Source organism: Nostoc sp. MS1, from assembly GCF_019976755.1.
Classification (GTDB): Bacteria; Cyanobacteriota; Cyanobacteriia; order Cyanobacteriales; family Nostocaceae; genus Trichormus.
Window position 1 is genome coordinate 6,677,736 of record NZ_AP023441.1, and the last position, 14,724, is coordinate 6,692,459.

General features: G+C 43.1%; 9 protein-coding genes and 1 pseudogene. 7 read left to right on the plus strand and 3 right to left on the minus strand.

Annotation, left to right across the window (positions count from 1 at the left end):
- Nucleotides 1-9 precede the first annotated feature (9 nt).
- From NSMS1_RS28920 to purF, 3 genes are all read left to right on the plus strand, one after another.
- Nucleotides 10-561 carry a hypothetical protein gene (locus tag NSMS1_RS28920; RefSeq protein ID WP_224088185.1) on the plus strand — a complete coding sequence of 184 codons (552 nt, stop codon included), beginning with the start codon at nt 10-12 and terminating at the stop codon, nt 559-561.
- A 159-nt stretch (nt 562-720) separates the two neighbouring features.
- On the plus strand, nt 721-3,063 hold the full coding sequence (gene purL / locus NSMS1_RS28925; protein ID WP_224088187.1) for a phosphoribosylformylglycinamidine synthase subunit PurL: 2,343 nt from the start codon (nt 721-723) through the stop codon (nt 3,061-3,063).
- A gap of 340 nt (nt 3,064-3,403) precedes the next feature.
- Complete coding sequence (gene purF, locus NSMS1_RS28930; RefSeq protein ID WP_224088189.1) at nt 3,404-4,903, plus strand: amidophosphoribosyltransferase; 1,500 nt, start codon at nt 3,404-3,406, stop codon at nt 4,901-4,903.
- Between the two features lie 329 nt (nt 4,904-5,232).
- Here purF and NSMS1_RS28935 read toward each other — a convergent pair whose 3' ends face one another.
- Together NSMS1_RS28935 and psb27 are read right to left on the minus strand one after the other, a co-directional pair.
- Nucleotides 5,233-6,729, minus strand: a complete 1,497-nt coding sequence (locus tag NSMS1_RS28935) for a family 10 glycosylhydrolase (protein WP_224088208.1) — start codon at nt 6,727-6,729, stop codon at nt 5,233-5,235.
- A 561-nt stretch (nt 6,730-7,290) separates the two neighbouring features.
- Nucleotides 7,291-7,692, minus strand: a complete 402-nt coding sequence (gene psb27, locus NSMS1_RS28940) for a photosystem II protein Psb27 (protein WP_224088220.1) — start codon at nt 7,690-7,692, stop codon at nt 7,291-7,293.
- Nucleotides 7,693-7,915: 223 nt separating this feature from the next.
- On the opposite strand from psb27, the gene aroA reads away from it, so the two are divergent.
- Complete coding sequence (gene aroA, locus NSMS1_RS28945) at nt 7,916-9,193, plus strand: 3-phosphoshikimate 1-carboxyvinyltransferase (protein ID WP_224088223.1); 1,278 nt, start codon at nt 7,916-7,918, stop codon at nt 9,191-9,193.
- A 317-nt stretch (nt 9,194-9,510) separates the two neighbouring features.
- On the opposite strand, the pseudogene NSMS1_RS28950 reads toward aroA, so the two are convergent.
- Nucleotides 9,511-10,747: pseudogene (locus tag NSMS1_RS28950) on the minus strand (IS4 family transposase).
- A 335-nt stretch (nt 10,748-11,082) separates the two neighbouring features.
- On the opposite strand from NSMS1_RS28950, the gene NSMS1_RS28955 reads away from it, so the two are divergent.
- The 3 genes from NSMS1_RS28955 (at nt 11,083) to NSMS1_RS28965 (ending at nt 14,723) form a co-directional block, all read left to right on the plus strand.
- A complete protein-coding gene (locus NSMS1_RS28955; protein WP_224088225.1) occupies nt 11,083-11,475 on the plus strand; it encodes a sugar ABC transporter permease in 393 nt (130 codons plus the stop codon).
- Between the two features lies 1 nt (nt 11,476).
- Nucleotides 11,477-13,462: a caspase, EACC1-associated type gene (locus NSMS1_RS28960; protein WP_224088237.1), complete on the plus strand. Its 1,986-nt coding sequence runs from the start codon at nt 11,477-11,479 to the stop codon at nt 13,460-13,462.
- A gap of 206 nt (nt 13,463-13,668) precedes the next feature.
- A protein-coding gene (locus NSMS1_RS28965) for an IS630 family transposase (protein ID WP_224085966.1) occupies nt 13,669-14,723 on the plus strand; the annotation gives its coding sequence in 2 pieces (ribosomal slippage) (nt 13,669-14,061 and nt 14,064-14,723; 1,053 coding nt in all).
- The last annotated feature ends 1 nt before the right edge of the window (nt 14,724 follow it).

Genomic DNA, 14,724 nt, shown 5'->3' on the forward strand with positions numbered 1-14,724 from the left:
CATAAAGTCATGAATCATCTATCTAGATTCTTAGTTGTTAGCACAGCGATCGCTCTAGCTAGTTTTACCCCTGCCTTAGCTAAAGCTGCAACCATCACCTATGATGTTCAAGTAGCCATCGATTCCGGGCCGCTTAATGGCAAAAACTATAAAGGCTTCTTCAGCTATGATGACAGTAGTTTAACGGGTATTGGTGATGAAGCGATCGCCTTAAGCAATTTCGGCTTCTCCTTTGAAGGGAAAACCTACAATCTAGCTAGTGATCCTTATGCACAAGTTAACTTTAATAATGGCAGCTTTCTCGGACTAGATTTCGCTGTAGCATCTGCCCCTTCACCAACTTTTATCTCAGGCTTTTTTGATCTAAATGAAGCCTTTTTTAGCTACGACCTCAGTGGTAGCAGTGCTTTTGGCAGATCAGGTACAGGCGGAATTACATTTACTCTACGCAGCAATAATCCCGCTACTACTCCTGAACCAACCGCAGTCATGGGTTTATTGATATTTGGCAGTTGGGGATATGTCTGTTGCCTTTCACGCCAAAAGAAGGTAGAAGTGTAAAATTTTAGTCATCGGGCTGATGTCTGCTTAGAAGATGAGCCAGTCAAGCCCGAAACCCAAACTTTTATCAAACAATTGACAAGCGATCGCTGACAACAGGACGAGCTAATCGTACCCGAAATCGATACAATAATTCTCTGTCCTGTTGGTGCATTTTCCATGACTGCCACATCCCCTACACCCTTTTCTCCCCAAGAAATCGCTGCTGAAGGTATTAAACCCGAAGAATACACAGAAATTGTGCGGCGACTAGGCCGCCATCCAAATAAAGCTGAACTGGGAATGTTTGGGGTGATGTGGTCAGAACACTGCTGCTACAAAAATTCCCGTCCCTTACTTAAGCAATTTCCCACAACTGGCCCCCGCATTCTGGTAGGGCCTGGGGAAAATGCCGGGGTTGTAGATTTAGGTGAAGGTCTGCAACTAGCATTTAAAATTGAATCTCATAACCACCCCTCAGCCGTTGAACCCTTTCAAGGGGCTGCCACTGGTGTTGGTGGTATTCTCAGAGATATTTTTACAATGGGTGCGCGTCCCATTGCTTTGTTAAATTCCCTCCGCTTCGGTTCCCTAGAAGACCCTAAAACCCAAAGATTGTTTTCTGGGGTGGTTGCTGGGATTTCTCATTATGGTAATTGCGTCGGCGTGCCGACAGTTGGCGGTGAAGTCTACTTTGACCCTGCCTATTCTGGTAATCCTCTAGTCAATGTTATGGCTTTAGGATTGATGGAAACACCAGAAATCGTCAAATCTGGGGCATCTGGTATAGGTAATCCTGTATTATATGTAGGTTCCACCACCGGACGCGATGGTATGGGTGGTGCTAGTTTTGCCAGCGCAGAATTAACTGATGAGTCAATGGATGACCGCCCGGCTGTGCAAGTAGGCGATCCTTTTTTAGAAAAGTCATTAATTGAAGCTTGTCTCGAAGCATTTAAGACAGGTGCAGTAGTTGCAGCCCAAGATATGGGTGCGGCGGGGATCACCTGTTCTACCTCCGAAATGGCTGCGAAAGGTGGGGTCGGGATTGAATTAGATTTAGACAAGATTCCTGTACGGGAAACGGGGATGGTTCCCTATGAATATTTATTGTCAGAGTCTCAAGAACGCATGTTGTTTGTTGCCCACAAGGGACGGGAACAAGAATTAATTGATATTTTCCACCGTTGGGGATTACAGGCTGTTGTTGCTGGTACAGTTATTGCCGAACCTATTGTGAGAATTTTCTTTCAGGGTGCAGTCGCCGCCGAAATTCCGGCTGATGCGTTGGCCGAAAACACCCCACTTTATGAGCGTGAGTTACTAGCACAACCCCCAGAATATGCCCGTCAAGCTTGGGAATGGTCGTCTGAGTCTTTACCTAGCTGTACAACTACAGGTATTGAAATTCAAGGAAATGTGCAAAGTTGGCATGATATTTTGTTAACTTTACTGAATACACCAACGATCGCCTCGAAAAATTGGGTATACCGTCAGTATGACCACCAAGTGCAAAATAACACCGTTGTCCTTCCAGGTGGGGCGGATGCGGCGATAGTACGTTTACGACCCCTAGAAGGGCAGGGGAGAATTACTCTCAGTGGTGTTGCAGCTACGGTTGATTGTAATTCTCGGTATGTTTACCTTGATCCCTATGAGGGAGCTAAGGCAGTAGTGGCAGAAGCAGCCCGGAATCTGAGTTGTGTGGGTGCAGAACCTCTGGCGGTGACAGATAATCTCAATTTTGGCAGTCCCGAAAAATCTATCGGTTACTGGCAATTGTCAGAAGCTTGTCGCGGTTTGGCAGAAGGTTGTCAGGAATTGGCAACGCCTGTAACTGGTGGGAATGTCTCTCTATATAACGAAACTGTTGACGCTCAAGGCAACCCCCAACCAATTTACCCAACCCCTGTTGTGGGCATGGTGGGGTTAATTCCCGACTTAACAAAAATTTGCGGTCAAGGTTGGCAGTCTGCTGGTGATGTGATTTACCTGTTAGGATCATCCGCAACCAGTTTAGGCGCATCTGAATATTTGGCTACTATCCACAACACAATAGCAGGTAGACCGCCACGGATTGATTTTGAGTTAGAACGCCGTGTGCAGAAAGTTTGCCGTGATGCTATTCGTGCAGGTTGGGTGCGTTCAGCCCATGACTGTGCTGAAGGGGGTTTAGCTGTGGCTTTAGCTGAATCTTGTGTAGCTGGTAACTTGGGTGCGGAAGTAAATTTGGAAATTTCTCTCACTGGGTTACAACGCTTGGATGAAGTGCTTTTTGGTGAGGGTGGGGCAAGAATTTTAGTTTCTGTCGCTGCAACAGACACAGAAATTTGGGAATCCTATTTACAGGAACATCTAGGTCAAGATTGGCAAAAATTAGGTATGGTTGGAAATACCGAAACAGGTTTGGGGGTTTTAACTACTGATAACCAAACCTTAATCCGCGCTAGGATCGAAGATATGAATGATCGCTATCAAAATGCGATCGCTAGACGATTATCTGTCTCTAACACTACCACTTGAAAACTCAATCAGTTGACAGTTGACAAATTATTTCCACTGTTCACTGTCCACTGTCACTAATTTTCCCAAATCGATAGAATCTTTAAGCACAATTAAGGTACTGTGTTAATAGATAGTTAAAGATATATTAAGAGAAGTCCACAACTGTCCCTAGATATATATCCCAGTGACCAAATAATTCCTAATTTGTAGTTCGTAATTCAGGATTCATATCCTCACCTTCATTGATGGGGAGAAAAATAAAAATTCTGTTTCTCGACTTCCAGCCCCAAAAATTAATCAGGCACTCATAAATTACGAATTATTTTGAGTTGATACCCCCACCAGGAGCAAAGCTAGCATGATTCCCATTGATTCCGTCACTTCGGATGAATACTCCAATCAGATTAATAACTCAAGCCATAGTCACGAAGATCGCCCCGACAAGCCAGAGGAAGCTTGCGGCGTTTTTGGCATTTATGCCCCAGGAGAAGATGTTGCTAAGTTAACTTACTTTGGATTGTACGCCCTGCAACATCGGGGTCAAGAATCTGCTGGTATTGCCACGTTTGAGGGTACGACAGTACACTTGCACAAAGATATGGGCTTGGTGTCGCAAGTATTTAACGAGTCGATTTTACAAGAGTTGCCCGGTGATATAGGCGTTGGTCATACACGTTACTCTACTACTGGTTCTAGTCGTAAGGTTAACGCCCAGCCAGCTGTACTAGATACTCGCTTAGGTAAGGTTGCACTAGCACATAATGGCAATTTAGTCAATACCGTACAACTGCGAGAAGAGTTACTGGAAACCAACTGCAATCTCGTGACCACTACAGACTCAGAAATGATTGCATTTGCGATCGCCCAAGCAGTAAATGCAGGTGCAGAGTGGTTAGACGGCGCGATTGAAGCATTCCATCGTTGCCAAGGAGCCTTTAGTTTAGTTGTTGGTACTCCTGTCGGCTTGATGGGTGTACGTGACCCTAATGGTATTCGTCCTCTGGTAATTGGTACATTACCCAGTAATCCCGTCCGTTATGTATTGTCGTCGGAAACTTGCGGTTTAGATATCATTGGTGCTGAATACCTGCGCGACGTAGAACCCGGCGAAGTAGTTTGGATTACCGAAGAAGGTCTAGCTTCCTACCACTGGAGCCAAAAACCCCAGCGCAAACTATGTATTTTCGAGATGATTTACTTCGCTCGTCCTGATAGCCAAATGCACAACGAGAGCTTATACAGCTATCGGATGCGTTTAGGACGGCAACTAGCTGCTGAATCATTTGTCGAAGCTGATATTGTTTTTGGTGTACCTGATTCTGGTATTCCTGCGGCCATTGGCTTTTCCCAAGCATCAGGAGTTGCTTTTGGTGAAGGGTTGATTAAGAATCGCTACGTTGGTCGCACCTTCATTCAGCCAACCCAAACCATGCGCGAGTCGGGGATTAAGATGAAACTCAACCCCCTTAAAGATGTACTGGTGGGTAAAAGAGTGATTATCGTTGACGACTCCATAGTCCGGGGAACTACTAGCCGCAAACTAGTTAAAGCCTTACGTGATGCAGGTGCAGCAGAAGTACATATGCGGATTTCTTCCCCACCTGTAACCCATCCCTGCTTCTACGGAATTGATACTGATTCTCAAGACCAGCTAATTGCTGCTACTAAATCGGTAGAAGAAATTGCCAAGCAACTAGAAGTTGATAGCTTGGCTTACCTTAGCTGGGATGGAATGTTAGAAGCTACAAGAGAAGACAAGAATAGTTTCTGTTCTGCCTGCTTTACTGGCAATTACCCTGTTACTATTCCTGAACAAGTGAAGCGGTCTAAGTTGATTTTGGAAAAAGCCAGAGTTTAAAAATTTAGATACTGGGGAGGAATCGAAAATTTAAGAATTTCTCCCCTATTTTTGTACTCATTACGTTTCTTAAAGTCACGCCAATGAGCCATACGCACCTATCCCTGTCAAGGCGTTTGGTTGTTTATAACATTTTCTATGGAAGGATACTGTTATAGCAATTCTCAAGCACATGAAATACACTGAGAAAGGAGCTTTTTGAGGCACTTTTGAGTGTGAAGATTAACTCAGAGAAAGAAGATGTTGCTCACAATTAAGATAAATTACGAACTTGTACTGAGCGTAGCCGTTCACGGAGTGTCTCGTAGAGAAGTATGACGAATCACGAATTATTGGTTGCGGCAGGATTTGCGATCGCTATCATCTTCTGGATATTGCCACGAATAAGCAAAATGGCTCACACCTTTAATTTTGTTACCAAGAGGACGTAAAGCCCGCATTTGCGCTTCTAAAGGTGGACGATTACTCACCGACTTTCCCCAAGTACCAGCCAATGCAGGAATTACCTGTGTATCTGGTTTAGCTACGCTTAAGACTTTTTGCACTTGTTGCACAATACAAGTAACATTACCACAGCTTGCGTAAGACATGGGATGCCATTGTAAGGAACTAGGAAACCTGTCCCAAGGTTGCAAGCGGGAATCATAGCCTTGTCCAACTGTTTGGTTTCCTTCAGGAAAAAAGACCACACCAGAAGGAATATTGGCTTGTTTGGCTGGGTGAGTAGCTAAAGATACAAAATCTATAATACCCTGCATGGAATGAGCCACTGCCAACAGCCATAAATCCATTTGTAATATTGGTTGTCTAGCTATTGGCGAAAGTAGGGACTTTTGCTGTGGGGATACTATGCGTCCTTGCCACATAGGTTCACCCTCTTGAGGATAAAGCCGATCCACATCGCTAATATCGCCTGCTGTAATGTAGCCTTTGCTTAAAAAGCGCCGAATCATCTCTAGCCCCTTATTGTTTTGGGCGCGACGAAATAATGCTACTTGTGTAGCTTCTGTATATAGCCATAAATCTGCAACCGTAGTGGCCAGAGAATTACCACCAGCTTGTCGGGGATAGCGCACATAATCGAATAGCAAACCATCAGGACGACGGCGCACTATCTCTTGTACCATGCGATAGTAGTCGCGTTTGGCTTGCTCATTGTAGGGGTCGATAAAGACTTGAGAGCGATTATCTACGACATATAAGCTAGTTTCTCCCTTACCATTGCGGGCGATCGCACCTTCTCTATCTTGCCGCAAAGCATAGTTATAGCCGAAATTAGTAGTATACAGCCAACCATATATCTTTAAACCCCGTTGTCGTCCTTTTTGAATAGCTGTAGTCAGTAAATCGGCTTTTTCCGCCCCTTTTGTACGCACCACAGATGGCCAAACCGTCGGATTAGCAGATGCAGGTAACAAGACTCGCCCATCGTAAAATACTTCCAGATAAACTTCGTTATAGCCACGATTAACCATCCGATCCATGATTTTATCTATTGCCCCTGGTTTGATATCGCAGGGATATAAACGTAACCAAATAGCTTGGTTATTAGGCCATGTGTGGCTACGGCATTGTTTTAGTGCCTGAGCTTGTTTTTTGATTAGATCCTGATAGTTTTTTCGTGCTTGTTGATTACCTTTGAGGGCTGATAAGCGTAAATTTTCTTTAGTTTGTGCTGCTGCTGGCGATAACTGACAAAACTCTGCCGCCTGTGCTTGAACTGGTTGTATTTCCCAGTAGGGAATCAACAGACTACCACCAAAAATAGCTGTGACCAAGTTTTGACATAATCTTACTCGCGCATGGTTAAAGGGACGGTTAGACATACTGGATATCAAAAAGACAAAGCAGCCATCAACCCAATTTCAGTAATTGGGTTGAATATTGAGCCAATTTTTTACATCAAACATAAGTTTTCCCGCTTGAATGCTGAAACTTCATATTTGTGTAATTAAATCTTTTACTTTGTCAAAATATTAAACATACTGAAGCAGGAACATCCTACTAATGGGATATTTGTTCAGTTTTTTACTATAAATATTGTCAATATTGTCAGTCGTTATTAGTTAACTTTAAATTTTGTAGCTTTTTGCTAAGTTGCAATTAGCAATATCTTTTGTATCATTAGGTATAAATTCACATAGTTAGGGGCGCAAAGCTAGCTGTACGCCCCTGTAAATTTCTCCAAAATTCAGCAACAGATGTAGATATTAGAATCCAGATATGGTCTGGATTTCTCAGTTTTGGATTTTGTAGTTTTAGCTTTCTTTCTCTACGTTCCCTACGGGACGCTACGCGAACGCGGAGTGTGTCGTAGACAGAGGCTGCGCCAACGGAACGCTCGGCGAACCTGTAGGGTATTGTGAACTTTAAATTTTGAATTGGTATTAACCACCTCGCTTTAATGCAGTTTCTACCTGTTTAAATTCCTGTTCTAGACGATTCTTAAGCTTTTGGGGTACTGGTCGGTTGGGGTAAGAACTATAGTGTCCAGCCAGAGAATTAAGGGCTGTCCGCATAGTAGTAAAGGAGTTAAGACCAGAAACCGAATTAACCCGTTGATAGCGTGCAGAAAAATCATTAATTTTTTGCCGAGCCTCTTCTTGGATAGCAGCTTTGTCTGGTGAATCTTCTGTTAATTCTAAGGCTTGTCTCAGAGTACTAACGACAGCCAAAGTATCTTGACGATAATCACCTGTCAAACTATCTGGGCTACCACAGCCTACTAAACCAATAGCTACAACTAGAACGAGGGCAAGCAGACGTGACCAATAGCGCTTCATAAGCATTATGTAAAACAATACGTAAATCAACGTCCATCCTATCTTGGATTGGTATCTCTGGGATCATGGGGAGCAGAGGAGAAAAAACAACTGTTAACTGTCAATTGTCAATTGTCAACTGACTCTTATACTTTTTTTACATAACAGCAAAAAATATGACTGTTCAACCAGCATTCATGATATGGGAACATATATAAAGTTGTAGCTGACCACCCACACAGAGGTTTTTGTGGATACCATCGCCATCCCTGCTTTGAATCACCCTGTGGATGCCACAGTAGATATTCCTGGCTCTAAAAGTATTACTAATCGTGCATTACTTGTTGCTGCTTTGGCTCAAGGTGATTCGATTTTAGAAAATGCCCTATTTAGTGAAGACAGCGAGTATTTCGCTAAATGTGTAGAGCAGTTAGGTATTCCCATCAGCTTAAATCCGGCGTTGGCGAAAATTCAAGTGTCCGGTAAGGGGGGTGACATTCCCGCAAAACAGGCAGATTTGTTTGTGGGTTTAGCAGGTACGGCGGCCAGATTTATCACTGCGCTAGTCGCATTAGGTCAAGGAGAATACCGCCTTGATGGTGTACCTCGGATGCGGGAACGTCCGATGGGTGATTTGGCCACAGTGCTACAAAACAGTGGAATTGCTATTAACTTTGAGGGCAATCCTGGTTTTATGCCCTACACTATCTACGGTCAGCAATTTGCTGGCGGTCATGTGCGGTTAAAAGCAAACCAAACCAGTCAGCAATTATCAGCATTGTTGATGATTGCACCATACGCCCAACAAGATACAACTATTGAGGTTGAGGGAACAATGGTTTCCCAGTCTTATGTAAAAATGACTTGTCGCCTCATGGCTGATTTTGGCGTAGAAGTAACGCAAACTGACGACAACACATTTCATATAAAATCAGGTCAGCGTTACCAAGGACGCAACTATACTATAGAACCCGACGCTTCCAATGCGTCCTACTTTTTCGCCGCCGCAGCCGTGACTGGTGGACGAGTGCGGGTGAACCATTTAACAAAAGCATCCTGTCAGGGTGATATCCTGTGGCTATCTGTTTTAGAACAGATGGGTTGTCAGATTATAGAAGGTGCAGACTATACCGAAGTGGTAGGGCCAGAACAATTACAAGGTATCGACATTGACATGAATGATATGTCGGATTTGGTGCAAACCTTGGGAGCGATCGCACCCTATGCCGCCTCACCTGTTACCATCCGTAATGTAGAACATATCCGCTACAAAGAAACCGAACGCATCCGCGCTGTGGTGACAGAATTACAACGCTTAGGAGTCAAAGTTGAAGAATTTGCCGACGGTATGCGAATTGAACCCGGCCCCATCACCCCTGCTGCGATCGAAACCTATCACGACCACCGCATGGCAATGGCATTTTCCGTCACAGGCTTAAGAACCCCAGGAATAATCATTAAAGACCCAGGCTGTACAGCAAAAACCTTTCCTGATTACTTCACCCGCTTCTTTAAGATGATTGGTTAATCCTAACCCCAACCAATGCTCTACAAAACTGCGGTGTACACACAAGTTTTATAAGGTTGCCGAAGGGCGTTTCGATCCCCCCTAACCCCCCTTGAAAAAAGGGGGGAACTAGAATCAAAGTCCCCCTTATTAAGGCAATACGGTTCAGTTAAGCCTAGAAAGCTGATTAGTGATGTGAAATTTCGGAGCTTCTACTCGTTGTCCAGTACCTCTGTGTTGCGGCTTTTTAGAGCGAAACTTTGATACAGGTTTTTTCACAACTCTGGGATTAACACGGTGAACACGTTCAGATAAAAACGTATCTAAAATCTCGACAATTAACCAATCGAAAAAAAAGGTAAGTCTTCGGTCTGTAAATCTTGAAATTTAGGAATAGCACGACGAATGACTCGTAATGTACTTGTAAAACTCAAGCGTAATGGTGGAACCCCAGCAGTAGTTGCAGCTTGAAACATTAACACTCGTACTGACCAATGACCTAACAACCAACCATAAATTTCTTGCACGACTTCTCGTGGTTTTTGAGAACGAACGTGAGTTTTACGCCCCAAAAGATGTATTTTCAATTCATCAATGATATTTTCTACTTCCCAACGTTGATGATATTCCTTAGCTAATAATTCTGCTGGGAATTTCTGAATATCTAATAAACTTGTAATTAAGCGATAAGTAAGTTGTTCCGTGGGATTTTCTGGATGCTCAATTGTGTATTCAATAACTCTCACAAGGATTGGCTGACAACCTTTTGAGCGTAGTTTTCCTGAAGGATTAATCCACGATAAGTAGGAGCCATCTTCTAACGGTTTTTCTGCCAGAAATTTCACATTGGCTGGGATTCTTCCTAAATAATCACAGCCCTTGGATACGGTTTTGTGTACCATTGCATAGGAATGTAAACCTCTATCCCACATCAACAACATTCCTGATTGTACAGAGCGTAATAATTTTAATGCTCGAACTCGTTCTCCCATACGATAAGGACACATTAAGGCATCAAATATAATGTGCGTTCCTGCTTCCACTAAGATGACTAATCTCACCTTGGGAAATGCTGCCACTGTCCCAGTACGGCTACTTGGGCGACCAAAAACTCTGGCATTTTCTTCACTATCTGGAACATCAAAACAGCTACCATCAATTACTACTATTCGTAGCCCATTTAAAAATGCTCCCAATGTTTCAGCCGTTGCCATTGGTTTTACAGAGGCGTGAAATAATTGGCTCATCACCCTTGCACCTAATCTTTGTCGAGCTTGAGTGATTGCCGATTTACAAGGTACTCGCGCTTTTTTTCCCAACTTTTACCCACGCCACAGAAAGACCATCTACTAAGTTTTTTAGTACATCTCGCATTGAATCTCTCGACCACAGACTCATTGCTATTACTAAGCAGACTACCAAATGTGCAGGTAAAGAACGATTTCTTTCTTCGTTAGCTTTGCTGGTTGTAATCGCTTGTTCAATGGCAGTTGCAGGTATGGCTGTCTCTATTGCTTTTAGCAAATCATCGCTTTGTATCATTGGAGACAACAGGGAAAAATCTTTGAGATGCACTACAGTTTACTTTCAGCGTTAATTACAATCCTTAATTTACACAATTTTGCGCCTTAACTGAACCGTATTGCCTTATTAAGGGGGATTTAGGGGGATCAGATAATTTAGGTGTACACGGTAGCCTACTTGGAGAGAGGTCAAAACCACACTGCACACAAGCCAAAATCTCTATAGTTGCTAGTATCAAATTATCATACATAAGTAAGCGCGATCGCACTTAAGTTATCAGCCAACCTGAGTTCATTATTTCCCCAAAACCTTCGGATATTAACTAAATCTCCCAAATAACCGATACAATCGTTTAAAGATATTCTAGTTATATTTAAGCGACTTATATGGTGACAACATCTCAGGTTCAGGTGACGATCGCTCTCACTGAACTAGACTTAGATGATGAAGAATTGCAAGCAGAAGTACAAAATTTGCTACCCCAGTTAAAAGAAGTGGAGGGGGTAGAAGATGCAGATTTAGTGGCTGTGGAAAATGCACCCAAGAATACCAAAGCGTTAGGCGGTTTTTTGTTGGGTTTGTTGAATGCACAAGTTAACGCCGCTAATATCAAGACTCTATTTAACTTTTTAGGCGATCGCTTGGGCAATAAACCAATTAAGATGGTGGTCAAAGCCCCTGATGGCAGAGAACTTAATCTAGAAGCCAGCAGTCAACAAGAATTTGAATTTGCTTACCAAAAAGCGCAGGATTTTCTCAAAAACACATCAAATAGCTAAGATGGCGAAGATAGCACTACTAATCGGGATTAGTGAATATGAGCCAGGATTAGCAGCCCTACCCAAGGCTGTGAATGATGTTGAGGCGATGGAGCGAGTTTTGCTAAACCCGGAAATGGGTGGTTTTGATCATGTCAAAGTCCTGAAAAATCCCGAACGGCTAGATATGGAAAGGGAAATTTATAACTTGTATGCTAATCGTCAGAAAGATGATTTAGTGCTTTTTTACTTTTCCGGTCATGGTGTGACAGTAGAAAATGGCGACTTTTACTTTTCCACTCGCCAAACTCAAAAACAAGAAAATAAATTACTTCCATTCACAGCCGTAGCTGGAACAAATGTACGTAGTTGGATGAATCAGAGCAAATCTAAACGACAAGTAGTAATTCTAGATTGTTGTTTTAGCGGTGCTTTTGGTAAGGGCTGGATAGCCAAAGATATTGGCAAAATTGACCTGCAACAGCATTTAGGTGCTGAAGGAAAAGCTATTCTCACGGCTTCTACTTCTACACAATATGCGTTTGAGGTTGATGGTTTAGACTTGTCGATTTACACCAACTATTTAGTAGAAGGAATTGAGAAAGGTGCAGCCGATATAGACGGGGATGGTCAAATTTCGGTGGATGAGTTGCATAAATATGCCAAAAGCAAAGTGCAGGAAGCATCCCCCGCCATGACACCTGAGTTTTACCCTCATCAAGAAGGTTATCGGATTTTTATCGCCAAGTCGCCCAAGGATGACCCCAAGCTAGAGTATCGTAAGGAAGTAGAAAAACGCATCTATCGTGGTCAGTTTAATATTGTCGCCCGTCGTCTGTTAAATTCATTGTGTCTCCAGTTGGAACTTGACCCTGATGTTGCTAAGGCTATTGAAGCGGAAGTTCAAAAACCTTATTTAGAGTATCAACGCAAATTAGAAGAATATGAAGTAACATTGGTTGAGGCAACTCGCATTGAGTCAAACTTGAGTGAAAGAACTCTCAACGACCTCAGAGACTATCAGCAGCATTTAGGTTTAAGGGATGAAGATGTTGCACCTATAGAAGAAAGGATTATTGGTCAACAAAAACCATCTGCGCCTGTGGAACAATTGCCAGAACCTATTGAGCTACAGCAACCTGATACATTTGAGTTTGAAACCGTGAAGGTAAATGCTCAAGGAAAAATCATTGAACGCCCTTGCAAAAGTGCAGAGTTTTTTACAGAAGACTTGGGTAATGGTGTAACTCTGCAAATGGTGGCAATTCCTGGTGGTACATTTCTCATGGGTTCGCCAGAGAATGAAGAAGGAAGAAGTGATGATGAAAGTCCACAACACAAGGTCACAATTCAACCCTTTTTCATGGGTAAGTTTCCCGTCACTCAAGCTCAATGGACAGCCGTTGCGACTCTTGATAAGGTAAATATTGATTTAAAGCCTGATCCATCTCGATTTAAAGGTACTAATCGTCCTGTTGAATGTGTTTCCTGGGATGATGCGGTAGAGTTTTGTGCCAGGCTGTCTAATAAGACAGGAAAAACCTATCGCTTACCTAGTGAAGCCGAATGGGAATATGCTTGTCGTGGGGGAACGACTACGCCGTTTTATTGTGGCGAAACGATTACAACTGAGTTGGCGAATTACCGAGGAACAGACTGGGAATATAAAGGAACTATTTACCCAGGCAACTATGGTCAGGGGCCAAAGGGTGAATATCGAGAGCAAACAACCAATGTGGGAGATTTTCCTGCTAATCCCTTTGGTTTATTTGATATGTGTGGTAATATATGGGAATGGTGTCAGGATGAGTGGCACGAAAATTATGATAATGCACCAACTAATGGTAGTGCATGGCTGAGTGATAATAATCAGCAGTGGCTGCTGCGTGGTGGTTCGTGGAACTACTTTCCCTGGCTTTGCCGTTCGGCTGTTCGCAGCAGGAGCGCACGTGATCGCAGGAGCGACTTCGTGGGTTTTCGGGTTATGGTTGTGCGGGGCAGGTCTTAGTATCCCTTTACGCTTTCGCCCTTTAGCCCTCTGCTCTGTTTTCTTTACCCTTTTTAATGTCTCGCGCTTTGCGCGATCAAATTTTTTGAGATTTATGGATGAGTGATTTACCTATAATACAGAAAACCTAAGTAGAACAAGGTGAAAAAACCAAAGTGTGTAAAGATAAGTAAATACATAAATGTGTCTACCAAGGTAACAGGGATATGGGCAGCCGTTTAAGGGTATTTCTGACTCCTAAGCAAGATAAAATTTTGTTCAACCTGAGAACGGCAGATGTACCCCAGAAAGTGAAAGACCGAGCCGAAGTGATCAGATTAAGCGCACATGGTTGGTACGTAGAGAAGATAGCAGATCACTTTGACTGGACTGCCCAAACAGTAAGAGAAGTTTTGCATAGATGGGAAAAACAAGGTCTAGAAGGACTGTGGGAGAAAGCAGGGCGGGGAGGAAAATCAAGGTGGGCAGAAGCTGACATGGCGTTCTTAGAAAAATGCTTGGAGCAAGAACCACGTACATATAATAGTGTTCAATTAGCCCAAAAATTAGAGCAAGAACGCTCCGTGAAATTGAGTCCTGACTGGTTAAGGCAGGTACTCAAAAAAAGGGGGTCATTTGGAAGCGAACTAGAAAAAGCCACAAAGGAAAGCAAGACAAAGTATTGCAGCAAATCAAACAGGCAGACTTAGAGATGTTGGAATTATCTGCTGCTGCTGGAGAAATCGATTTAAAGTATATGGATGAATCAGGGTTTTGTGCCTGGAGTGAACCCAGTTACAGTTACTACTTCCGAGGTCAGCAAAAACGCCTGGAGCAGAGTAAGCGTCGGGGTCGAAGGTTAAGTATTATTGGGTTTCTTCAACCCCTAATTAGTTTTGTGTACGGTCTAGTGATTGGTGGCGTTTCACGCAAATCCTATATTCAAATGATGGAGCTTGAAGCACTTGAAGCCCAAAAAGCAGGTCGTATCAGAGTCATCGTTCAGGACAACGGCCCGATACATCGGTGCAAAGAAGTTCAGCAATTATGGACAAAGTGGGAAGAGATGGGTTTGTACATCTTCTTTTTACCTAAATATTGCTCAGAGATGAATCCAATTGAATTGGAGTGGCAACACCTGAAAAAAAATGAACTAGCTTCTCAAAGTTTTGAGGATGAATTAGACCTTGCCTATGCTGTCATTGATGGAGTTCAAAATAGAGGAGAAAAGGGAAACTACAGTACGCAACGTGTAAAATTTAACTCTTATTCTTCTGCTTAAT